Genomic DNA, 22,853 nt, shown 5'->3' on the forward strand with positions numbered 1-22,853 from the left:
GCCCAGCGCCGACACGACTCTCTGCACCCTGATTGCGCACGACTGCGGTTTTTTCGTGCACCGATTTTGACCATTCAGTCCACTTTTATTGCTGCTATTTTCGGCAACCATCCAGTAACACATTAATAACATTAGCCTTTGTAAAACTGGCATCGCCTTTGCTTTATTTTTCAGGCGAGGTGATTGAGGGAGATGCAGGATGCAGCGCCGCGCGCCTTCTTGTTCAACGACATGCAGAGAGGTAGGTATGAAAATTGGTGTTTTCGTTCCGATTGGTAATAACGGCTGGCTGATTTCCACCCATGCTCCCCAGTACATGCCGACGTTTGAGCTGAATAAGGCCATCGTGCAAAAAGCCGAACACTACGGCTTCGATTTCGCGCTGTCGATGATTAAACTGCGCGGCTTCGGCGGTAAGACCGAATTCTGGGATCATAATCTGGAGTCCTTCACCCTGATGGCCGGGCTGGCTGCCGTCACTTCGCGCATTCAGATCTACGCTACCGCCGCCACGCTGACGCTGCCACCGGCGATCGTCGCCCGCATGGCCTCGACCATCGACTCCATTTCCGGCGGCCGCTTTGGCGTCAATCTGGTGACCGGTTGGCAAAAACCCGAATACGAGCAGATGGGTATGTGGCCGGGCGACGACTACTTCGCCAGCCGCTACGACTATCTCACCGAATATGTCCAGGTGTTGCGCGATCTGTGGGGGACCGGGCGTAGCGACTTTAAAGGCGACTACTTCACCATGAACGACTGTCGCGTCAGCCCGCAGCCGTCGCAGCCGATGAAAGTGATCTGCGCCGGGCAAAGCGACGCCGGTATGGCGTTCTCCGCCCAGCACGCGGACTACAACTTCTGCTTCGGTAAAGGGGTCAACACCCCAGCCGCCTTCGCCCCCACCGCCGCGCGCATGATGCAGGCGGCGGAAAAAACCGGCCGCGACGTCGGCTCCTACGTCCTGTTTATGGTGATCGCCGACGAGACCGACGAGGCGGCCCGCGCCAAATGGGATCATTACAAAGCCGGCGCCGATGACGAGGCGCTGGCGTGGCTTACCGAACAGAGCCAGAAAGACACCCGTTCCGGCAGCGACACCAACGTGCGCCAGATGGCCGACCCCACCTCGGCGGTCAATATCAACATGGGTACCCTTGTCGGCTCTTACGCCAGCGTCGCCCGCATGCTCGACGAAGTGGCGGCAGTTCCCGGCACCGACGGCGTGCTGCTGACGTTTGATGATTTCCTGATCGGAATTGAAGCTTTTGGTCAGCGCATTCAGCCGCTGATGCGCTGCCGCGACCATATCGCCACCATGACTCAAGAGGTTGCCTGATGATTACCCTACCCGCTCGCCCGGAATCCCTGACCTTCGCGCCGCAGCAGAGCGCGCTGATCGTCGTCGATATGCAGAACGCCTACGCCAGCCAGGGCGGCTATCTCGACCTCGCCGGATTTGACGTTTCCGCCACCCGACCGGTTATCGACAATATCAACCTCGCCGTGGCCGCCGCGCGTGCCGCCGGGATGCTGATTATCTGGTTCCAGAACGGTTGGGACGACCAGTACGTAGAAGCAGGCGGCCCCGGCTCGCCGAATTTTCATAAATCCAACGCGCTGAAAACCATGCGTAAGAACCCGGAGCTGCAGGGTAAGCTGCTGGCAAAAGGCGGCTGGGACTACCAGCTGGTCGATCAGCTGAAACCGCTGCCCGGCGATATCGTGCTGCCGAAACCGCGCTACAGCGGCTTCTTTAACACCGCGCTCGACAGTATCCTGCGCAGCCGCGGCATCCGCCATCTGGTGTTTACTGGTATTGCCACCAACGTATGCGTGGAATCAACCCTGCGCGACGGCTTCTTCCTCGAATATTTCGGCATCGTGCTGGAGGACGCCACCCATCAGGCCGGTCCAGCGTTCGCCCAGCAGGCCGCGCTGTTCAATATTGAAACCTTCTTTGGCTGGGTCAGCGATGTCGCCAGCTTCTGTACCGCCCTTGAGCCCGCCGCGCCGCGCGCCTTTTCCGAGGAGAAACGTTATGCCTAAACAGGTGATTATTCCGCCAGGCACCACCACGCCTATCGCCCCATTTGTCCCGGGCACGCTGGCCGACGGCGTGGTTTACGTCTCTGGCACCCTGCCGTTCGATAAGCAAAACAACGTGGTGTATATCGGCGACCCAAAGGCGCAAACCCGCCACGTGTTGGAAACCATCAAGAGCGTTATCGAGACGGCGGGGGGCAGTATGGCGGATGTGACGTTCAACAGCATTTTTATCACCGACTGGAAAAACTACGCCGCGATTAATGAGGTCTACGCGGAGTTCTTCCCCGGCGACAAACCGGCGCGTTTCTGCATTCAGTGCGGGCTGGTGAAGCCCGATGCGCTGGTGGAGATAGCGACCGTCGCGCATATCGGGAAACCGGCATGATGAAGCTGAACATCTCCCCGGCGCCTTATCCGGGCGCGCCGGTGGTGGTTCTGAGCGCCGGGCTCGGCGGTGCGGGCGGCTACTGGCTACCGCAGCGGGCGGCGCTCGAACCGCACTATCAGCTGGTGAGCTATGACCATAACGGCACCGGCGAAAACGGCGGCCCGCTGCCGACAGGCTACAGCATGGCGGCCATGGCGCAGGAGCTTAACGCGGCGCTGCAGGCGGCGGGAATCGAACGTTTTGCGCTGGTCGGCCACGCCCTGGGCGCGCTAATTGGCCTACAGCTGGCGCTGGACTATCCCGCAGCGATAAGCGCCCTGGTACTGGTAAATGGCTGGCTGACGCTCTCCCCGCATACCCGCCGCTGCTTCCTGGTACGCGAACGCCTGCTGCACGCGGGCGGCGCGCAGGCATGGGTGGAGGCGCAGCCGCTGTTCCTCTACCCGGCGGAGTGGATGGCCTCGCGCCTGCCGCGGCTGGAGGCCGAAGACGCGCTCGCCATCAGCCATTTCCAGGGCAAAGAGAATCTATTGAAGAGGCTGAACGCCCTCAAGCAGGCCGACTTTTCGCGCCGGGCGGCAGCGATAACCTGTCCGACGCTGATTATCAGCGCCGCTGACGATCTGCTGGTCCCGGCCTCCTGCTCCCGGGTGCTTCAGGCGGCAATCCCCGGCAGCCAGCTGGCGGAAATGGCCTGGGGCGGCCACGCCTGCAACGTCACCGATACCGCCACCTTTAACCCTATTTTATGCGACGGGCTGGCCGCGATGCTGCCCGTCCCCCAGGAGAACCTATGAGCGAAGCCATTAGCCCGGCCGCCTGCGCCGCGCTGTTTACCGAGGCCCGAACCCACAACGGCTGGCTGGATAAGCCGGTCAGCGACGAGCAACTGCGTGAAGTCTACGACTTGCTGAAAATGGGGCCGACCTCCGCCAACTGCTCCCCGGCGCGCATCGTCTTCGTGCGCACGGTGGAAGGCAAAGCGAAGCTGCGCCCGGCCCTGTCGAGCGGCAATGTCGAGAAAACCATGCAGGCGCCGGTCACCGCTATCATCGCCTGGGACCGCGCATTTTACGATCGGCTGCCGGAGCTGTTCCCCCACGGCGACGCCCGCAGCTGGTTTACCTCCAGCCCGCAGATGGCGGAGGAAACCGCCTTTCGCAATAGCTCACTGCAGGCGGCATACCTGATTTTCGCCTGCCGCGCACTGGGCCTGGACACCGGCCCGATGTCGGGCTTTGACCGCGACAAAGTCGATGCGGCGTTTTTTGCCGACGGCGCCTGGAAGAGCAACCTGCTGATCAATATCGGCTACGGCGATCCCGGCAAGCTGTATGGCCGCCTGCCGCGTCTGCCGTTTGATGATGCCTGCCAGCTGGCATAAGGAGCCCGTATGTCTCTTGCCGATAAACAAAGCTTTCGCGACGCCATGGCCCACGTCGGGGCGGCGGTGAACATTATCACCACTGATGGTCCGGCTGGCCGCGCCGGCTTTACCGCCAGCGCAGTCTGCAGCGTCACCGACGCGCCGCCCACGCTGCTGGTCTGCCTGAATCGCTCCGCCTCGGTGTGGCCGATCTTCAGCCAGCACCAGGCACTGTGCGTCAACACCCTGGCGGCTGGCCAGGAAGAACTCTCGAACGTTTTCGGCGGTAAAACGCCGATGGCGGAGCGCTTCGCCGCCGCCGACTGGCAAACCGGCGCGACCGGCTGCCCGCGTCTGGAAGCGGCGCTGGTCAGCTTCGACTGCCGCATCAGCCAGATCGTCAGCGTCGGGACTCATGACATTCTGTTTTGCGAAGTGGCGGCGATTGTACGCCATCCAAACCCGCGCGGACTGATGTGGTTCGACCGCGGCTACCACACGCTGATGCGTCCAGCCTGTTAACCCTAAACCCAGGATCTCATCATGGCTCTCTTCGATTTTCCTCGCTGGCAGTTAACCTCCCCCTCCGCCGCCTCCGGCGTCGTCGCTCCCGATGAACGGCTGTCGGTCGGACAAACCATGGTGATGGGCGTGCAGCACGCGGTGGCGATGTTTGGCGCAACCGTTCTGATGCCAATCCTGATGGGGCTGGATCCCAATCTGTCGATCCTGATGTCCGGCGTCGGCACCCTGCTGTTCTTTTTGGTTACCGGCGGGCGCGTGCCGAGCTACCTGGGCTCCAGCGCCGCCTTCGTCGGCGTGGTGATCGCCGTCACCGGCTTCAACGGCCAGGGGCTTAACCCGCACCTCAGCGTCGCGCTGGGCGGGATTATTCTCTGCGGACTGGTTTATACCCTGATTGGCCTGGTGGTGATGAAAATCGGCACCCGCTGGATCGAGCGGCTGATGCCGCCGGTAGTCACCGGCGCGGTAGTCATGGCGATCGGTCTTAACCTCGCGCCAATCGCGGTGCGCAGCGTATCAGCGACGCCATTTGACGGCTGGATGGCGGTGCTGACGGTGCTGTGCATCGGTCTGGTGGCGGTGTTTACCCGCGGAATGCTGCAGCGGCTGCTGATCCTCGTCGGGTTGATTATCGCCTGCGCGCTCTACGCGCTGTTGACCAACGGCCTCGGGCTGGGCAAGCCCCTGGATTTTAGCTTGCTTGCGCAGGCAGCGTGGTTTGGCTTGCCGCAGATAACCGCCCCGACCTTTAACGGCCAGGCGATGATGCTGATCGCCCCCGTAGCGGTGATTCTGGTGGCGGAAAATCTCGGTCACCTGAAGGCGGTGGCCGGGATGACCGGACGCAATATGGACCCGTATATGGGGCGGGCGTTCGTCGGCGACGGACTGGCAACGATGCTTTCCGGCTCGGTTGGCGGCAGCGGGGTGACCACCTACGCGGAGAATATCGGCGTAATGGCGGTCACCAAAGTGTACTCAACGCTGGTGTTCGTCGCGGCGGCGCTGATTGCGATGCTGCTTGGATTTTCACCGAAATTCGGCGCGCTGATCCATACCATTCCGGGACCGGTGATCGGCGGCGCATCGATTGTGGTGTTTGGCCTGATTGCCGTCGCGGGCGCGCGAATTTGGGTGCAGAACCGCGTGGATTTGAGTCAGAACGCGAATCTGATTATGGTGGCGGTGACGCTGGTGCTGGGGGCGGGCGATTTCGCGCTTTCTCTCGGCGGCTTCACCCTCGGCGGGATCGGTACGGCCACCTTCGGCGCGATCCTGCTGCACGCTCTGCTTAACCGCCGTCCGCGTGAGGCCGGGCAAACCAACGTCACCCCGGTATGAAAGCGTGCGACGCCTGAAGACCCGTTAACGGAAGCGGCGCTTAACGCGCCTTGCCCCGGATACCGGTCCGCAGGCAACGGTAAACCCGTAGCCCGGTTAAGGCGTTTACGCCGTGAGCCGGGCGTTCCTCCCGCTCAACGGCAGCTGCGAAGAGAAAAAAAACCGCCGACGTGACGTCGGCGGCGAGGGTGATGGGGTCGGGCCCGGGAGATTAACCCCCATCAGCAAACAATCAGGGGACGCTAGCTTTCGCGGCTACCATGACTGTTTTTACCCCCTTTCTTACCCGCTTCGGATGCGCGTTGAGGATCGTTTTTAAAGTTCCCCCCGCTGTGCTGGCCACCTTTACGACCTGCTTCTGATGCTCTTTCACGGTCTTCGGCAAAGTTGCCGGCACCGCCACGATGGTTTGCCATTACTGACCTCCATTTAGGTTAGACATCATGCTGCATTAGGTGAAACACGAGGCTCAGGCCTCCGCGATACGGGTTGCGTATCACGTGCTTTTAAGGTTAGCGAAGGAAAACCGCGTCGGAGGGATATCGTCACATTCTGAAATAGATTTTGTATAAGAACTGCTGCTATTACGCCGGGCGCGCGCTAAGCGGCTCTTATGACAGCCTAAAATGGCGCCACTAAAGATGTATCTTTTTGCAACAGCCCTCGTTTTTTGCAATTTTGTTATAAATCAAATAAATGATTGTTGCATTTGCACTCTTCGCCACAAGTCTTATCTTTAAAGATAGCCAGTCAACTGGCTGGCACATAACGCAACCGAGGAGTGATGCAAATGGCTAAGATTCTGGTGCTTTATTATTCTATGTACGGACACATCGAGACCATGGCGCATGCCGTCGCCGAAGGGGCAAACAAGGTAGATGGCGTTGAAGTGGTCGTGAAGCGCGTACCGGAAACCATGCAGGCAGAGGTGTTTGCCAAAGCAGGCGGGAAAACGCAAAACGCGCCCGTCGCCACGCCGCAGGAGCTGGCGGAGTACGACGCCATCATCTTTGGTACCCCTACCCGTTTCGGCAATATGTCCGGACAAATGCGCACCTTCCTCGATCAGACCGGCGGCCTGTGGGCATCCGGCGCGCTGTACGGCAAGCTGGCCAGCGTGTTCAGCTCAACCGGCACCGGCGGCGGCCAGGAACAAACCATTACCTCAACCTGGACCACCCTTGCGCACCACGGGATGATTATTGTGCCGATCGGCTACGGCGCCCAGGAGCTATTTGATGTCTCGCAGGTTCGCGGCGGTACGCCTTACGGCGCCACCACCATCGCCGGCGGCGACGGCTCGCGTCAGCCGAGCGAAGAGGAGCTGGCGATTGCCCGTTATCAGGGAGAGCACGTTGCGGGCCTGGCAGTAAAACTACACGGTTAATCTTCAGCAGGAGGAAAGCATGCCGAATCAAGAAGCAAAGGCCCATCGCGTCGGTGAGTGGGCAAGTCTGCGCAATACGTCTCCTGAAATTGCCGAGGCGATTTTTGAATTAGCCCATTACGATGAAAAGCTGGCGGAGAAAATCTGGGAGGAAGGCAGCGATGAAGTCCTGCCCCTCGCCTTCGCTAAAACGGACAAAGACTCCCTGTTCTGGGGCGAACAAACTATCGAACGCAAGAACGTGTAGCCCGAACAGGTACACAGTACCGCCTCCGGGAGTTCTTGCATGAGCTTCCCGGAGGCGACGCGTTGCGCCTGTCCGGGCTACAAGACCAGGCTAAACATCGGCAGTAAGACCCGGATTGCTCCGGGTTTTTTATGCTCTGTTATTTTGTCGCCTCGGCCATCACCTTTTTAAAGGTGTCCATCGGGCAGAAGCCGTTATCATCGACCGGACAGCCGTTCAGCGCCAGCGTCACCCGCTGCGGCGGCGACTGCAGGGTTAACGCATCGGCATTGCGCAACTGCTCGGTGCTTTGATAGACGTACTCAATCTTCATCAAATCACGATTGCCGCCGTTATCATGCCAGCGCTGGAACACCAGCTTGCCGCCGATAGGCGTGCGCTCGTACTGGTTATGCAGCTGATAGGGTTTAAAATCCAGCGCCGTCAGCAGCGAAGCGATGTTGGAGTCGTGTCCCACCAGCAGCGTCACTTTCGCCGCCTTCGCCGCATCGCCCACCAGCGCGTTATCAATATATTTCACCAGCGGCTTAGCCACGTTGCGCGCCACTTCAGGGGAAGTAAACAGGCTATCCTGATAGCCGTTTTTCAGCTTCGACAGCACCTGCCACTGCTTATCGGTTTTGATTTCGCCCCAGGCGACCTGGTCTTTCGGGAACCCCTCGTAATACTGCAGCGTAAAGGCGTCAACCAGCGAGTTACCGACCTTAAGCGGCCCGGAAACGCCCGGTTCCTGCTGATATTTGGCGCTAAAGGTATCTTTCCCTTCGCTCAGGGAGCACTGCTGTTTCTCTTTGCAGGACGGAGAATTGCGGTAGTCGGTTATCGCCTCCAGCAGCTTATAACTTTCGCCCAGCTGCATCCCCTGCCGCTCTTTCTCCATTGCCTGCACCGCCTTTTCGCTGAAAGCGGCGGAATCGTCGACGATCACCGGATTAAACGTTGGGTCCATGGTGCCCATTTTTTCCTGATGGTGCACCGTCACCCCGCAGCCGGGAAACGCGCCGGTAATAAAGAACTGCGCGGTCGCGACGGTACGCTGCAGGCTATTGGCATAGGCGTAGACCGCGTTCTCCGGCGGACATTCGCCGCTGGTCACTAGCCCCTGCTGCGCCAGCCATTCACGCATATAGTGCCCCATATAGACTTCCAGTACTCCGCCCTTGGTCGTCAGCTGACCGCCGGGAACATCCCACTCCGGCCAGGATTTCGGCGTGGATTGCTCCAGCACGCTGCCGTTGTTCGCCAGCGGCGCGCGCAGGTTATGGCGGCTCATGATCAGTACCTGCTGAAGCTGATACCCTTCCGGTGCGGCCTGCTCCTGCGCCTGGACGCCAGCGGACAGTAAGACAACGCCGGCCACGGCGGCGGCGAGTAGACTTTTTCTCATCCCTTAACCCTCAGTCAGTGATTATCATCGCCTTAATTGTGACAAATTTATGACATTTTTCCGGGCAATGGCTCGCAAAGTGCGGAAAGAATTACGCTTTCCGCCATGACGCAGGAAGAGTGAAATCAGAGGGATGGCGTTACTCCGGCAGCGGCACCGCAGCAAGGGTACAGATAGCTTCATGCTTGCCGCCGCGATGGTCGACGATCAGCACTTTATCGCCGGCTTTTTTACCTTCGCAGGGTTTTAAAACCTGATCGACAATACGTTCGCGAATTGACGGGTTCCCGGGATCGGCCAGGCTATTGAATGACGTCAGAACCAGCAGTGGCCCAACAACAGCGATGATTTGCTTATTAACCATTTGTTACTCTCACCCCTTATTTAGCGGGCCAAGGGTAGCAGCCCGTCGCGCGCTCGTCTGTAAATTCGCTTAACCGAGTGTTACTCGTTCATTTTTTCACCATCACCGCGCTTTACTCTTCACATTTATTCATGTAAATAATAATTTCAGTGCATTGCTGGCAGTCTATTCTCGTCTGATTCATCGGGTCATCTTTAAGAAATATCCCGATGCTATTATCCCGATATCACGGTATTTTTTCTTCATGTTAAACATAACATTAGGTTAATCTATGTCAGGTATCCTGCTCTTTATCGTCGCGGTGGTTTTGCTGGGAGTAGCCATCTACAGCCTGGTCTCCTATGTCAAGGATCGGCGCTCCGCACAGCTGCCAACCCATAAGAAAAAGAAATAATTCATCCTCACTATTCTTACCTTCTGCCCCTGCTATTTCTCCCCGACTGCCTGATTTCAAACGAGAATGAAAAAAAGAAGGCAGGCTCGCCGGCCTGCCTTTATGTGTGAGTTAAAAATCGTTACGATTCCCAGGCCTGTTCCGCTTTGGCCCCGTCAAACTGCGGCGGCGGCTTACGGAAGCGGCGGGTCAGATAAGTCAGATACAGCAAACCCAGCCCCGCCCATATCAGACCGAGCGTCAGCGAGGTCGCCTCCAGGTTAATCCACAGAACGCCCACCGTCAGCGCGCCGACCATCGGCAGCAGCAGGTAGTGAAAGCGATCTTTCCAGGTTTTGTTAAAGCCCTTACGCCGCCAGAAGTGATTAAACACCGACAGGTTAACGAAGGTGAACGCCACCAGCGCGCCAAAGTTAATTAGCGCCGTGGCGGTAACCAGGTCGAAGAACAGCGCCGACAGCGCGACGATGCCCACCATGATCACATTCAGCGCCGGAGTCCGCCATTTTGGATGGACATAGCCGAAAATGCGCTCCGGGAAAACGTTATCACGGCCCATAACGTACAGCAGGCGCGAAACGCTGGCGTGTGAGGCCAGGCCTGACGCCAGGGTATTCACAAAGGTGGTGCACAGGAAAATCGACTGGAACAGCTTGCCGCCGACGTAGAGGGCGATCTCCGGCAGCGCCGCGTCCGGGTCTTTAAAACGGCTAATATCGGGGAAAAAGAGCTGCATAAAGAACGAGGCGGCAATAAAAATCACCCCGCCGTAGACCGCGGTCAGGAAGATGGCTTTCGGGATCACCCGCGCGGCGTCCGGCGTCTCTTCGGAAAGGGTCGTCACCGCATCAAAGCCGAGGAACGAAAAGCAGACTATCGTCGCCCCGGTAATAATCGGGATCAGGTGCGCATTCTGGCTAATAAACGGCTGGAGCGACCAGACGGTACCGACGCCCTCCCCCTTATGCAGCCCCTGCACCACCAGCACGATAAAGACCACCATGATTGAGATCTGCACCAGCACGAACAGGGTATTGAAGTTCGCCACCAAATTGACGCTTTTCAGGTTCGCTGCGGTCAGAATGGCCACAAACGTCACCACCCATACCCAGGGCGGCACGTCCGGAAACAGCGCGGAAAGATAAATTTTGGCCAGCAGAACGTTGATCATCGGCAGGAACAGATAATCCAGCAGCGAAGACCAGCCCACCATAAACCCGACGTGCGGGCTGATCGACTTTTGCGCGTAGGTATACGCCGATCCCGCCTGCGGAAACTGGCGTACCAGCTTACCGTAGCTAATGGCGGTAAACAGCACGCCGGCCAGCGCCAGCAGATAGGAGGCCGGAACGTGGCCGTTGCTAATGCCGGAAACGATGCCGAAGGTATCAAAAACCGTCATCGGGGTCAGATAGGCGAGGCCCATCATCACCACCTGCCACAGCTTGAGAGACTTGCGCAGCCGTGGTTTGCCCGCGTCAGAGGCGTTATCGAGAGAGGTGTTAATAGCCATGGCCATTTCCCCCGCTGCACATCCGGGTTTGCGGTCGTAGAGACCGGGAAACCAACCTGCTTCGCAACGGGGTTAATGGCAAATAAAAAGGTAAAAAGAACCGACGAGCGGTGGCGGCGCACTCCATGCGGCCATGACGGCCCCCTTCTCCCTGCGGATATTTAAACATCTGCATCATTTCCTACCTCGTTACACACTGTGTCGTTAACTGAAGCCCCGTTGCCGCCTGCGCTCCTTAACGCGGCATCCGGGAATGGCTGGGCTCCCAGCAAAAACGTCCGACCAGGCTCCGCTCAGGCCGTATGATGCTACTCGTGATAACGCTAAGCTGCCCCCTGCGGGGCGGCAATCAGGCGTTTTTCAACATCCACTCGATTTCGGTTTCCGTGATCAGCCGCTCAAACTGCAGTAATTCGTCGTTTTTACAGGCGTGATAAACGTGGCAGAAACGTTCGCCAAGCCGTTCGCGCAGGTGATCGTTTTGCATAAACTCCCACAGCGCATCGCTCTGGCGAATCGGGAACGGCAGCCCCTCCTGCTCAAGGCCGTTGCCTTCCACCTCTTCCTGTAACGGCAGCGGATTATCCAGACCGTGGAGGATGCCGGCGAAAATCGCCGCCATCACCAGGTACGGGTTGGCGTCCGCCCCGGCCACGCGATATTCGACGCGGTGGTTGTGCCGATCGCCGCACGGAATGCGCAGCGCCACCGTTCGGTTGTTGTGCCCCCACGACGCCTGGGTCGGCACGTACATTCCCGGTTGGAAACGACGATACGAGTTGACGTTCGGTGCCAGCAGCGCCATCGACGCCGGCATCAGATCAATCATCCCGGCGAGCGCGCGTTTTAACATCGCGGAATCTTCGCCGTCCGCGTCCGCCAGCACGTTCTCGCCTTTGTTGTTCTGCATGCTGATATGGATATGCATCCCGCTACCGGCGTGCTCTTCATAGGGTTTGGCCATAAAAGTGGCGTGCATCTTATGCTTCTCCGCCATTAAACGCACGAGACGTTTTAACGCCAGCGCGTCATCGCAGGCGTCGAGCACGTTATCGGTATGGTGGAGGTTGATTTCAAACTGACCGGGAGAGGCTTCCGCCACCGCGCCGTCGGCGGGGATCAGCTGAAGCTGGGCGATCTCATCGATTTCGTTCAGCACGTCGGCAAAGTGGTTGAGGTTGTCGACGGAGTAAACCTGGCTTTGGGTATTGCGATCGCCGGTTCCCGGCGCGCACGGCGGCTGCAGGTAACCTTCCGCGTCGCGCTTGCGGTCAAGTAAATAGAACTCCAGCTCTACCGCTACCACGGGGAACAGCCCGCGCTGGCGCAGCTGCTGCCAGAGCCGGTTAAGAACGTTCCGCGGCTCAACGTCAAAGGGAGCGCCATCTTCATCAACCATGGTCAGCAGAACCTGACCAATGTATTCCGGGTCCGCCGCCGACGGCGTTAAGGTTCCCAGCACCGGTACGCAGGTGCGATCCGGTTCGCCCATCTCCTGGCCGAGCCCCGCCTCTTCCACCACGTTGCCGAGAATGTCCATCGCGAACACCGAAGCCGGGAAATAGCAGCCCTTCTCCAGTTTGCTCAGGCCAGACACCGGGATCCGCTTACCGCGGAAGCAGCCGTTCAGGTCGGTTAACAGTACATCTACGTATTGCGTATTGGGGTAACGCTCGAGGTAGCGCTTCACTTCCCAGGTGAATGCGCTGACCCGTCTCTCTTCCGACTGCTGAACAAAATTCTCAACTTCTACGATATTAGTTTCCATGATTCACCGCCGTTGTTTAGTTTCGGACCCTGAATGGCACTGTTAAATATAATGTCCATTATTGGAATGTGTATGCAAACAAATTGTTTGTCAAATGTTAAATTAAGTTTGCAAAGGGCTATATCCACTGCTAGATTGAGAAAATATTGAACGAAATGGCCGTTTTACCCGCTAATCCGGTCATAATTTAGTCCACTTTGTGAGGGCGATCATGGAAAATATAATGTACAAGCCAGTTATTGGCGTGGTGATGTGTCGAAACAGGCTTAAGGGTCACCAGACCCAGACTCTGCAAGAGAAGTATCTGAACGCGATTGTTAACGCCGGCGGCGTGCCGATTGCCCTGCCGCACGCGCTGGCGGAGCCGGAACTGCTTTCCGCGCTACTGCCAAAACTGGACGGCATTTATCTGCCCGGCAGCCCGAGCAACGTACAGCCGCACCTCTATGGTGAAAACGGCGATGAGCCTGACGCCGATCCCGGGCGTGATCTTCTGAGCATGGCGCTGATCGACGCCGCGCTCGAAAGGCGCATCCCCATTTTCGCCATCTGCCGTGGACTACAGGAACTTGTTGTCGCCACCGGCGGGACTCTGTATCGTCGTCTGTTCGAGCAGCCTGAGCTTCTTGAGCACCGCGAGGACCCCGAACTTCCCGTCGAGCAGCAATATGCGCCCTCGCATGAAGTTCAGGTTCAGGAAGGAGGATTACTTTCTCAGTTAATACCGGGCTGCAACACGTTTTGGGTAAACTCGTTACACGGACAGGGAGCGAAAACCACGGGTCCACGGCTGCGCGTGGAGGCGCGTTCTCCCGACGGGCTGGCGGAAGCGGTCAGCGTTAACGACCATCCTTTCGCCCTCGGCGTGCAGTGGCATCCTGAATGGAACAGTAGCGAATACGCCCTGTCGCGAATGTTGTTTGAGGGTTTTATCACCGCCTGTCAGAACTATAGCCAAAATAATTCAAGTTGCAGGAAAGCGGCAAGTGAGCGACAAATTCGTCGGGAACGAATTTGACCAGCCGAAGGCTGGCCTCCGGTGAGAGGCAGGAGCCTCTCATTAATCCCCAGGAGCTTACTGGAGTAAGTGACTGGGGTGAGCGAGCAAAGCCAACGCGCAAGCGACTTGAAGTATGACGGGTATATGTCGCTGAAAAACAGCGACTCTGACCACTACCGTTAAGGAAATGCAAATATGAGCGATGACGGACTGGCGCCAGGGAAACGTCTGTCAGAGATCCGCCAACAGCTGGGTCTCTCGCAGCGTCGTGCCGCCGAACTGTCTGGGTTAACACATAGTGCCATCAGCACCATAGAACAGGACAAAGTCAGTCCTGCCATCAGTACGCTGCAAAAGCTGCTGAAAGTCTACGGGCTGTCGCTCTCGGAATTCTTTTCTGAACCAGAAAAACCGGCTGAACCTCAGGTGGTTATCAATCAGGACGATCTGATTGAAATCGGCAGTCAGGGGGTGTCGATGAAACTGGTTCACAATGGCAATCCGAACCGCACGCTGGCGATGATTTTTGAAACGTACCAGCCTGGAACCACAACCGGGGAGAGGATTAAGCATCAGGGTGAGGAGATAGGCACCATACTGGAGGGTGAAGTCGTGCTGACCATTAACGGTCAGACGTATCACCTGGTGGCTGGGCAAAGCTATGCCATTAACACCGGCATACCGCATAGCTTCAGCAACACCTCGGCGGGTATCTGCCGAATCATCAGCGCCCATACTCCCACCACATTCTGATTTTTTAGCCTGAGGTTTTCTCAGGCTTTCTTCAGGCCTGCACCGTCGGAGTTTATTCCGGCGGCGCGAAGAAAACGCAGTTCACCTTGCGCGATGCGGAAAAACGTATTCCGCTGGCCCCGGATAATTTACGCCCGTTAACGGGCAATTTAAACGGTACTCACCCCCGGGGACGCCCTACGCCCTGAGGGTCTGAAATCACCACTTTTTTATTTTTCCGATTATGTCATTAAGGAGTCATGATGGATTTTCACAACCTGGCTTACTGGCAACAAAAAGCACGCGAATTGACGATTGAAACGCGGTTATTTATTAACGGCGAGTACAGCGCCGCCGCCGATAATAGCGTGTTTACCACCGTCGACCCGGCGGCGCAGCAGACCCTTGCCGAGGTCGCGCGCGGCAAAAAAGCCGACGTCGATCGCGCGGTCCAGGCCGCCCGCGGCGTTTTCGATCGCGGCGACTGGTCGCAGGCGTCTCCTGCCCAGCGCAAAGCGGTGCTGACAAAATTCGCCGACCTGATGGACGCCCATCGCGAAGAGCTGGCGCTGCTGGAAACCCTCGACACCGGCAAACCGATCCGTCACAGCCTGCGCGACGATATCCCCGGCGCCGCTCGCGCGATTCGCTGGTATGCCGAAGCTATCGATAAAGTCTACGGCGAAGTCGCCCCCACCAGCGGCAACGAACTGGCCATGATCGTTCGCGAACCGATTGGCGTGATTGCGGCGGTAGTGCCGTGGAATTTCCCACTGCTGCTGGCCTGCTGGAAGCTTGGCCCGGCGCTGGCGTCAGGCAACAGCGTGGTGCTTAAGCCGTCGGAAAAATCCCCCCTTACCGCTCTGCGTCTGGCGGGCTTAGCAAAACAGGCCGGACTGCCGGACGGCGTATTTAACGTGGTGAGCGGTTTCGGCCATGAAGCCGGTCAGGCGCTGGCGCTGCATCCGGACGTCGAAGTGATTACCTTTACCGGCTCCACCCGCACCGGTAAACAGCTGCTGAAAGACGCGGGCGACAGCAATATGAAGCGCGTCTGGCTGGAGGCGGGCGGTAAAAGCGCCAATATCGTCTTTGCCGACTGCCCGGACCTGCAAAAAGCGGTCAACGCGACTGCCGGCGGTATTTTCTACAATCAGGGCCAGGTCTGTATCGCCGGTACCCGTCTGCTGCTTGAGGAGAGCATCGCCGACCGCTTTCTCGACCTGCTAAAAGAGCAGGCAAAAGCCTGGCAGCCGGGCAATCCGCTTGACCCGAATACCACCATGGGCATGCTAATCGACAACACCCATGCCGATAGCGTCCATAGCTTCATTCGCGCCGGCGAGGCGCACAGCACGCTGCTGCTGGATGGACGTAAAAATCCGTGGCCCGCGGCGGTCGGCCCGACCATCTTCGTCGATGTCGACCCCGCCTCCCCGCTCAGCCAGGAGGAGATCTTCGGCCCGGTGCTGGTGGTGACCCGCTTTCACACCGAAGAGCAGGCGCTGGCGCTGGCCAACGATAGCCGCTACGGCCTCGGCGCAGCGGTCTGGACCCGCGATCTCTCCCGCGCTCACCGCGTTAGCCGCCGTCTGAAAGCCGGATCCGTCTTCGTGAACAACTACAACGATGGCGATATGACCGTGCCGTTCGGCGGCTATAAGCAGAGCGGTAACGGACGCGATAAGTCCCTGCACGCCCTGGAAAAATTCACTGAACTGAAAACTATCTGGATTGCCCTGGAGTCTTAATCATGAGCGAACATACCACCAGCTATTATGCCGCCAGCGCCAACCGCTATGAGCCGTTCCCGACGCTGGACGAATCAATCAGCTGCGACGTCTGCATCGTCGGCGGCGGCTATACCGGCCTCTCATCGGCGCTGCATCTGGCCGAAATGGGCTACGATGTGGTGCTGCTTGAAGGCGCGCGCATCGGCTTCGGCGCCAGCGGGCGGAACGGCGGCCAGCTGGTTAACTCCTATAGCCGCGATATCGACGTTATCGAGAAAACCTACGGCCCGGACGCCGCGAAGATGCTCGGCAGCATGATGTTTGAAGGCGGCGACATTATTCGCGAGCGCATCCAACGCTATCAAATCCAGTGCGACTATCGCCCCGGCGGGCTATTTGTCGCGTTGAACCATAAACAGCTGGAGACGCTGGAAGAGCAGAAGGCGAACTGGGAGCGCTACGGCAATACCCAGCTGGAGCTGCTGGATGCCAGCGCTATTCGCCGCGAAGTGGACAGCGACCGCTACGCCGGCGCCCTGCTGGACCACAGCGGCGGCCATATTCATCCGCTGAACCTGGCGATTGGCGAGGCGGACGCCATTCGGATGAACGGCGGTCGGGTTTACGAACAATCACCGGTCACCCGCATTCAGCACAGCAGCCCTGCGGTGGTGACCACCGAACGCGGGCAGGTCACCGCCCGCTACGTGATCGTCGCCGGTAACGCCTATCTCGGCGATAAGCTCGAGCCGGAGCTGGCGAAGCGCAGCATGCCGTGTGGCACCCAGGTGGTCACTACCGCGCCGCTGGCTGAGGATCTGGCGCGCTCGCTGATCCCGAAAAACTACTGCGTGGAGGATTGTAACTACCTGCTGGATTACTACCGTCTGACCGCCGATAACCGCCTGCTGTACGGCGGCGGCGTGGTGTATGGCGCGCGCGATCCGGACGACGTTGAGCGACTGATTATGCCGAAGCTGCTGAAAACCTTCCCGCAGCTGCAGGGGGTAAAAATAGACTACCGCTGGACCGGCAACTTCCTGCTGACCCTCTCGCGGATGCCGCAGTTTGGCCGTCTCGATAACAATATCTATTATATGCAGGGCTACAGCGGCCACGGAGTGACCTGTACGCACCTCGCCGGACGGCTGATTTCGGAGCTGCTGCGCGGAGACGCCGAACGTTTCGACGCCTTCGCCAGGCTGCCGCACTATCCGTTCCCCGGCGGGCGCAGCCTGCGCATTCCGTTTACCGCCATGGGCGCGGCGTACTACAGCCTGCGCGATCGCCTGGGCGTTTAATCCCCCCGGCCGACGGCATCTGCCGTCGGCAATGTTGCCTCGTCGTACTGCTGCGGAAAGCGCTGCTGGAAGTAGCGGCGCAAAAACTCCACGGTGGCGCGAATTTTGGCCGAGGTCGCCAGCCGCGAGACGTATACCGCCCAGATATTGGCGGGCTGATAGTACTCCGGCAGCAGATGCAGCAGATTGCCGCTGGCAATATTCTCCCTGACGTCCCACCATGAGCGCAGCGCGATCCCCTGCCCCTCGAGGCACCACTGATGGACGATTTCGCCGTGGTTTGACGACAGCGGTCCGGTCACCTTAATAGCGTGCTCACCCTCTTTATCGCGTAGCTGCCAGACGCCAAAGGGCCGGTCGCGCTCTTTGATCACCAGACACGGCAGCGCGGCGAGATCGCTTAGCTGTCTCGGCCGGGGATAGCGGGCGACAAACGCCGGCGAGGCGCAGAGGATGCGGTGATTGCTGGCAAGCTGGCGGGCAATCAGGTTGGGGGCGATATCGTCGCCAACGCGAATATCCAGATCGACCCCTTCATTGGCTAAATCCACCAGCCGGTCAGCGACATCAAAACGGATTTCCAGCTGCGGGTAGTGACGGGCCAGCTCGGAGAGCGCCGGCGCGACTACTCGCCGGCCAAAGCCAAAGCTGCTGATAATCCGCAGCGTCCCCTGCGGTACCTGCCGCACATCGGAGAGCTCATCCATCATCTGATCGACGTCCTGCAGGATGCGCTGCCCCCATTCGTAGATGCGCTCCCCCTCTTCGGTGATAGCGACTCGTCGGGTGGTGCGGTGCAGCAGCTGGACGTTGAGCGTTTGCTCCAGCAGCGACACGCGCTTGCTGACGAAAGCCGGAGAGACCCCCAGCTCTTCAGCGGCGGCGGCGAAACCGGCGCGGCGGGCAACCAGCATAAAAACGCGCAAATCGTTCAGCAGCGGCAGATTATTCATGATTCGTGTTTTATGTTTCACCAGTTGGCGGGATTAATTATGAATCAGTCAATTATAGGATAGAGATGAAGTCAATTTCCCTTACCTGAAACTGAGAACAATGATGAATAAAACCTTACGTATTGCCGCCATCCCCGGCGATGGCATCGGTAAAGAAGTGCTGCCGGAAGGCGTCCGTGTGCTGCAGGCCGCCGCCGAACGCTGGGGGCTGGCGTTAAGCTTCGAGTATTTTGAGTGGGCCAGCTGCGACTATTACGCGCAACACGGCGCCATGATGCCCGACGACTGGCGCGCGCAGCTGCAAACATTTGATGCGATCTACTTCGGCGCGGTCGGCTGGCCGGATATCGTGCCGGATCACATCTCCCTGTGGGGCTCGCTGCTGAAGTTCCGTCGCGAATTTGACCAGTACGTCAACCTGCGTCCGGTGCGCCTGTTCCCCGGCGTCCCCTGCCCGCTGGCGGGTAAACAGCCCGGCGATATCGATTTTTACGTGGTGCGCGAGAATACCGAAGGGGAATACTCCGCCCTCGGCGGGCATGTGAATCCGGGTACCGAACATGAAGTGGTAATTCAGGAGTCGGTATTTACCCGCCGCGGCGTTGACCGTATTCTGCGCTACGCCTTTGAATTAGCGCAAAGCCGCCCGCGCAAAACCCTGACCTCAGCGACTAAATCTAACGGTCTGGCCATCAGCATGCCCTTTTGGGACCAGCGCGTTGAAGCGATGGCACAGGAATACCCTGAGGTGAAATGGGATAAGCAGCATATTGATATTCTGTGCGCCCGCTTCGTGCTGCAGCCGGAGCGTTTTGACGTGGTGGTCGGCTCTAATCTGTTCGGCGATATCCTCTCCGATCTCGGCCCGGCCTGTACCGGCACCATCGGCATTGCCCCATCGGCAAACCTCAATCCGGACCGTACCTTTCCGTCGCTGTTTGAAGCGGTGCACGGTTCGGCGCCGGATATCTACGGCAAAAATATCGCCAACCCGATTGCCACCATCTGGGCCGGCGCGATGATGCTCGACTTCCTCGGCAACGGGGACGCGCGCTACCAGGCCGCCCACGACGGTATTCTGGCGGCGATTGAGCAGACCATTGCCAGCGGACCGAAGACGCCGGATATGCAAGGCAGCGCCTCCACCCAGCAGGTGGGCGAGGCGATTTGTCGGGCGATTGCCGGGCAGTAGATCGCCCAGACGGGCGCGGCAGCGCCGCCTCCGGGACGATGTTCGTGCAGCTACGATATGCCTCTGAAACAACGTGATATGCAGCGATGCCCTGGTGCCCGCTGAAATCGGCGAACCGGAGGTCGGAAGACAAGGGCTGGCCGCCAGGGATGGCGGCCAGAGGCGAATCGAGACAGCGATGTCGAGTTGAGCCGACCGCGGGCTGAGGACCGGGAGGTGAGCGCAGTGCGCAGCACCGATTTCTTTGCGGGACCGCGGGGATTGTAAAGGGGGAGACGGTTTTCTCCCCCTTTACCCGTTCACCTACCACGGTGAGACATTTTCTGCGGGATAGCGGTGAACGGAACCCCTGCACGCTTTCCCGGAGGCGGCGCTTGACGCGCCTGTCCGGGCCCGGTGCCTCCCTCAGGCACCGGGCCCGGAAATCCCGGGTCGCGGCGTAAACGCCTTACCCGGGCTACTCCCCACTACCGTTTCGCAAACGACTGGAAACCCGTAGCCCCGGTAAGCACAGCGCCACCGGGGAGATGCTCCGGACCGAATTACAACTCCAGTTCGCGCTGCAGCAGCGCCGCGATCGCCTCGCTGCTCTGCGCCGTCACCAGCGATTGCCGGAACTCCGCATGCATAATGCGCCGCGCCAGCCGCGAGAAAATACGCATATGCTGATCGCCCGCCGAATGTTTGTTCAGCGTCAGCATAATTACAAACTGCGCCTCGTCGTCGCCCCACGCTACCGGCTGCGCCAGACGGGCGACGCTGATGGTCGACTGCTCGATATGCTCCGATTTACTGTGCGGAATGGCGAAGCTAAACCCTAACCCGGTGGAAAACACCGCTTCGCGGGCCCACAGATCCGCTTCCAGCTTACGCGGATAGCGGCAGCGACCGGCCAGCAGCAGATTGTCGGTCATGCCCTTAATCACCTCCTCTTTACTGCGCCAGTCGCTGTTCAGCGTAATGCATTGAGGGGTAATCAGCGGCGCGTCCTGCTGGGTCATACGGAACTGGGCCAGCAGGTGCTCGACCTCCAGCGAAGTACGGCACTGCATCGCCTGGTTAAGCAGCTGACGGCAGGCGCGGCTGTCAAGCTGCGCCAGACGCGCCTTGGTCGCGGGGATCGACGGCGCGCTCATGCTCAGCTCATCCAGCCCCAGCCCTACCAGCAGCGGCAGCACGGAACCTTTAGCCCCGAGTTCACCGCACAGGCCGATCCATTTACCCTGGCGATGCACCGCCTGAACCGCGTAATCCAGCGCGCGCAAAAAGGCCGGATTGAGGCTGTTGTAGTGGCGCGTCACCTTGGCGTTATCGCGATCCACCGCCAGCAGATACTGGGTCAAATCATTGCTGCCGATACTAAAGAAATCAATCTCTTCGCAGCACTGGTCAATGATAAACATCACCGACGGCACCTCGAGCATAATGCCCAGCGGGATCTTTTCATCGAACGGAATATGTTCGCTGCGCAGCGACTGCTTTGCATCCGCCAACTGCTCCTTCACCCACAGAATCTCCTCCATCGAGGAAATCATCGGGATCATGATTTTCAGCGCGCCGTGCGCCGAAGCGCGCAGAATCGCCCGCAGCTGGGTGCGGAACAGCGCCTGATACTCTGCGTAAATACGTACCGCCCGGTAGCCGAGAAACGGGTTGTTCTCCGCCGGAATGTTGAGGTAGGCCACCGGCTTGTCGCCGCCGATATCCATGGTGCGGATGATAATGCTGCGCCCGTTGGCCGGCTCCAGCGCCTGGCAAAATATGTTGTAGAGCTCGTTTTCCGACGGCGCGCTGGGCCTGTCCATATAGAGCATTTCGGTGCGGAACAGGCCTACCGACTGTGCGCCGTTGTTAAAGGCCGCCGTCGCCTCTACCGAATGGGCGATATTCGCCGCCACTTCCAGACGAATACCGTCTTCCGTACGCCCCTCTTTATCCAGCCAGGCCTGCTGCTGGCGGCGGATCTGCGCCTGCACCCAGGCCTCCTGCTGATAGTAACGCGCCACCGCTTCATCAGGATTCACCACCACCAGCCCGGCGTTACCGTCAATCTGCACTCGCCGATCGACCCACGGCAGCAGCGCCTCCATATCGACACCCACCAGGGTGGGAATATTGAACGAACGCGCGAGAATCACCGTATGTGAAGTTGTGCCCCCACTGCGCAGCAGCAGGCCTTTCAGCAGGGTTTTATCCAGCTCAAGGAACTGGCTGGGAGTGAGCTCATCGGCGAGGCAGATGGCCTCTTCCGTCAGCTTACCCGGCGCCGGAAAGCGCGCTTCGCCGTAGATATGCTGCAGCAGCTGGAAGCAGACATCGCGGACGTCCAGCACGCGCTCCTGCAAATAGTCGTTGCCGGAAGCGCTGAACTGGGCGCAAAAATGCTCCCCGGTGGCGACCACCGCCTCGGCGCAGCTCAGGCCGCTCAGCAGCCCGCCCAGCAGATGCTGGCGCAGCGAGGCGTCGGTGGCCAGGGAGCGATGCGCTTCCAGGATCGCGCTGGCGGTGCCGTCGTTATCCAGCAGGCGAAACTCAATGTTTTTTACCAGCAGGGTCAGCCCTTTATCGAGCGCCGCCTGCTCCTGTTCGGTGCCGCCCGCCGCCGGTAGCGCGCCTAAATCGCGCAGATCGAGGGACTTAAGATGGGTAAGCCTGCCGCCCGCGCTGCCGGCGCAGACCGGTAAGGCGCGAAACAGCGTGGGATTAAGGCGCGAGAGGGATTCAGGAACCGGCTGAACGTCCATTTGTTCCACCGTCGGCAGCGGCGCATCGCAGTGCGGAAATTCGTCGCGGATAAACGCCGACAGCGCGGTGAACGCCTGTTCTTCGTCTTCCCCGCTGACGATCAGCTCACAGCGGTCCCCCTTTAAGGTATTAGTGCCGATAATCGCCAGCGCGCTTTTCGCGTTCCCGCGCCCTTCCGTGCGGATATTTAACCATTCGACCGAAGACGAAAAAGTATTGCACAGCGTTTCGACCAGGCTTGCCGGGCGCGCATGTACGCCGTTGGGCAAATCACATATGAATTCAATTACCAGAGCCATCGCCTTCCTCCTGAATAATGCGTATTAGCCAAAAGGTAAAGAAAGAAGTCGCCCGCCACTACGCGATAAAAGTGGTAATTACTGGATAATTGTATGCCAGACTCTTTTTTATGCTCGTGGTCACAAATCCCCCCATTAACGTCGTCAGAAAGCCGCCAGGACTAAGATT

23 protein-coding genes are annotated in these 22,853 nt (G+C 59.0%); 15 read left to right on the forward strand and 8 right to left on the reverse strand.

The genetic code is table 11. The annotated features are described in order from the left end of the window. Positions 1 to 247: 247 nt before the first annotated feature. Genes rutA through rutG form a run of 7 tightly spaced genes read left to right on the forward strand, consistent with a single transcriptional unit; the run spans position 248 to position 5,669 of the window. Complete coding sequence (gene rutA / locus K7H21_RS17235; RefSeq protein WP_087829303.1) at positions 248 to 1,339, forward strand: pyrimidine utilization protein A; 1,092 nt, start codon at positions 248 to 250, stop codon at positions 1,337 to 1,339. Further along, positions 1,339 to 2,049, forward strand: a complete 711-nt coding sequence (rutB, locus tag K7H21_RS17240) for a pyrimidine utilization protein B (RefSeq protein WP_004131298.1) — start codon at positions 1,339 to 1,341, stop codon at positions 2,047 to 2,049. Before rutA ends, rutB begins: the two co-directional genes overlap by 1 nt. Further along, the gene (gene rutC, locus K7H21_RS17245) at positions 2,042 to 2,434 is read left to right on the forward strand and encodes a pyrimidine utilization protein C (protein ID WP_004131297.1); all 393 of its coding nucleotides are present in this window, start codon (positions 2,042 to 2,044) and stop codon (positions 2,432 to 2,434) included. The genes rutB and rutC overlap by 8 nt, the downstream gene beginning before the upstream one ends. Further along, positions 2,431 to 3,234, forward strand: coding sequence for a pyrimidine utilization protein D (gene rutD, locus K7H21_RS17250; RefSeq protein WP_049113022.1), 804 nt, complete (start codon positions 2,431 to 2,433; stop codon positions 3,232 to 3,234). Before rutC ends, rutD begins: the two co-directional genes overlap by 4 nt. Beyond that, complete coding sequence (locus K7H21_RS17255) at positions 3,231 to 3,821, forward strand: malonic semialdehyde reductase (RefSeq protein ID WP_142469657.1); 591 nt, start codon at positions 3,231 to 3,233, stop codon at positions 3,819 to 3,821. The genes rutD and K7H21_RS17255 overlap by 4 nt, the downstream gene beginning before the upstream one ends. A gap of 9 nt (positions 3,822 to 3,830) precedes the next feature. After that, positions 3,831 to 4,325: an NADH-dependent FMN reductase RutF gene (rutF, locus tag K7H21_RS17260; RefSeq protein ID WP_223035250.1), complete on the forward strand. Its 495-nt coding sequence runs from the start codon at positions 3,831 to 3,833 to the stop codon at positions 4,323 to 4,325. Between the two features lie 21 nt (positions 4,326 to 4,346). Then, a complete protein-coding gene (gene rutG / locus K7H21_RS17265) occupies positions 4,347 to 5,669 on the forward strand; it encodes a pyrimidine utilization transport protein G (protein WP_223035251.1) in 1,323 nt (440 codons plus the stop codon). A gap of 242 nt (positions 5,670 to 5,911) precedes the next feature. Here rutG and K7H21_RS17270 read toward each other — a convergent pair whose 3' ends face one another. Then, positions 5,912 to 6,085: a con-10 family general stress protein gene (locus K7H21_RS17270; protein WP_004131287.1), complete on the reverse strand. Its 174-nt coding sequence runs from the start codon at positions 6,083 to 6,085 to the stop codon at positions 5,912 to 5,914. 374 nt (positions 6,086 to 6,459) lie between these two features. Between K7H21_RS17270 and wrbA the strand changes: the two genes are divergently transcribed. Both wrbA and K7H21_RS17280 read left to right on the forward strand, forming a co-directional pair. Then, positions 6,460 to 7,056 (forward strand): NAD(P)H:quinone oxidoreductase, encoded by a 597-nt coding sequence (gene wrbA / locus K7H21_RS17275; RefSeq protein WP_004131278.1) that lies wholly within the window; start codon positions 6,460 to 6,462, stop codon positions 7,054 to 7,056. A 19-nt stretch (positions 7,057 to 7,075) separates the two neighbouring features. Beyond that, entirely contained in the window at positions 7,076 to 7,303 is a 228-nt protein-coding gene (locus tag K7H21_RS17280; RefSeq protein WP_004131277.1) for a YccJ family protein, read from the forward strand. A gap of 139 nt (positions 7,304 to 7,442) precedes the next feature. On the opposite strand, the gene agp is transcribed toward K7H21_RS17280, so the two are convergent. Then, the gene (agp, locus tag K7H21_RS17285) at positions 7,443 to 8,690 is read right to left on the reverse strand and encodes a bifunctional glucose-1-phosphatase/inositol phosphatase (protein ID WP_004131275.1); all 1,248 of its coding nucleotides are present in this window, start codon (positions 8,688 to 8,690) and stop codon (positions 7,443 to 7,445) included. Between the two features lie 139 nt (positions 8,691 to 8,829). Further along, positions 8,830 to 9,054 carry a hypothetical protein gene (locus K7H21_RS17290; protein WP_049115196.1) on the reverse strand — a complete coding sequence of 75 codons (225 nt, stop codon included), beginning with the start codon at positions 9,052 to 9,054 and terminating at the stop codon, positions 8,830 to 8,832. Positions 9,055 to 9,325: 271 nt separating this feature from the next. Between K7H21_RS17290 and K7H21_RS17295 the strand changes: the two genes are divergently transcribed. Continuing rightward, a complete protein-coding gene (locus K7H21_RS17295) occupies positions 9,326 to 9,448 on the forward strand; it encodes a small membrane protein (RefSeq protein ID WP_004131271.1) in 123 nt (40 codons plus the stop codon). A gap of 121 nt (positions 9,449 to 9,569) precedes the next feature. Here K7H21_RS17295 and K7H21_RS17300 read toward each other — a convergent pair whose 3' ends face one another. The 3 genes from K7H21_RS17300 to puuA all read right to left on the reverse strand — a co-directional run bounded on the left by K7H21_RS17300 (position 9,570) and on the right by puuA (position 12,729). Continuing rightward, positions 9,570 to 10,961 carry an APC family permease gene (locus K7H21_RS17300; protein WP_223035252.1) on the reverse strand — a complete coding sequence of 464 codons (1,392 nt, stop codon included), beginning with the start codon at positions 10,959 to 10,961 and terminating at the stop codon, positions 9,570 to 9,572. Further along, positions 10,951 to 11,139, reverse strand: a complete 189-nt coding sequence (locus tag K7H21_RS29385; protein ID WP_462442477.1) for a YmjE family protein — start codon at positions 11,137 to 11,139, stop codon at positions 10,951 to 10,953. The genes K7H21_RS17300 and K7H21_RS29385 overlap by 11 nt, the downstream gene beginning before the upstream one ends. Before the next feature lie 171 nt (positions 11,140 to 11,310). After that, positions 11,311 to 12,729, reverse strand: coding sequence for a glutamate-putrescine ligase (gene puuA, locus K7H21_RS17305; RefSeq protein WP_004131267.1), 1,419 nt, complete (start codon positions 12,727 to 12,729; stop codon positions 11,311 to 11,313). Positions 12,730 to 12,952: 223 nt separating this feature from the next. Between puuA and puuD the strand changes: the two genes are divergently transcribed. The 4 genes from puuD (at position 12,953) to K7H21_RS17325 (ending at position 17,495) form a co-directional block, all read left to right on the forward strand. After that, positions 12,953 to 13,747: a gamma-glutamyl-gamma-aminobutyrate hydrolase gene (puuD, locus tag K7H21_RS17310; RefSeq protein ID WP_227631392.1), complete on the forward strand. Its 795-nt coding sequence runs from the start codon at positions 12,953 to 12,955 to the stop codon at positions 13,745 to 13,747. Between the two features lie 177 nt (positions 13,748 to 13,924). After that, the gene (puuR, locus tag K7H21_RS17315; protein ID WP_004131263.1) at positions 13,925 to 14,482 is read left to right on the forward strand and encodes an HTH-type transcriptional regulator PuuR; all 558 of its coding nucleotides are present in this window, start codon (positions 13,925 to 13,927) and stop codon (positions 14,480 to 14,482) included. A 242-nt stretch (positions 14,483 to 14,724) separates the two neighbouring features. Next, positions 14,725 to 16,212 carry an aldehyde dehydrogenase PuuC gene (gene puuC / locus K7H21_RS17320; protein WP_172880682.1) on the forward strand — a complete coding sequence of 496 codons (1,488 nt, stop codon included), beginning with the start codon at positions 14,725 to 14,727 and terminating at the stop codon, positions 16,210 to 16,212. A 2-nt stretch (positions 16,213 to 16,214) separates the two neighbouring features. Further along, entirely contained in the window at positions 16,215 to 17,495 is a 1,281-nt protein-coding gene (locus tag K7H21_RS17325; RefSeq protein ID WP_004131260.1) for an NAD(P)/FAD-dependent oxidoreductase, read from the forward strand. Here K7H21_RS17325 and K7H21_RS17330 read toward each other — a convergent pair. Continuing rightward, positions 17,492 to 18,469, reverse strand: a complete 978-nt coding sequence (locus K7H21_RS17330) for a LysR substrate-binding domain-containing protein (RefSeq protein ID WP_162626069.1) — start codon at positions 18,467 to 18,469, stop codon at positions 17,492 to 17,494. The genes K7H21_RS17325 and K7H21_RS17330 overlap by 4 nt on opposite strands. 82 nt (positions 18,470 to 18,551) lie before the next feature. On the opposite strand from K7H21_RS17330, the gene K7H21_RS17335 reads away from it, so the two are divergent. Continuing rightward, positions 18,552 to 19,640, forward strand: coding sequence for a tartrate dehydrogenase (locus K7H21_RS17335; protein WP_049115835.1), 1,089 nt, complete (start codon positions 18,552 to 18,554; stop codon positions 19,638 to 19,640). A 542-nt stretch (positions 19,641 to 20,182) separates the two neighbouring features. Here the strand turns inward: K7H21_RS17335 and ptsP are convergent. After that, the gene (ptsP, locus tag K7H21_RS17340) at positions 20,183 to 22,684 is read right to left on the reverse strand and encodes a phosphoenolpyruvate--protein phosphotransferase (protein ID WP_170100727.1); all 2,502 of its coding nucleotides are present in this window, start codon (positions 22,682 to 22,684) and stop codon (positions 20,183 to 20,185) included. Positions 22,685 to 22,853: the final 169 nt, after the last annotated feature.

The sequence above is a fragment of the Klebsiella sp. CTHL.F3a genome (assembly GCF_019890895.1).
Classification (GTDB): domain Bacteria; phylum Pseudomonadota; class Gammaproteobacteria; order Enterobacterales; family Enterobacteriaceae; genus Klebsiella; species Klebsiella grimontii.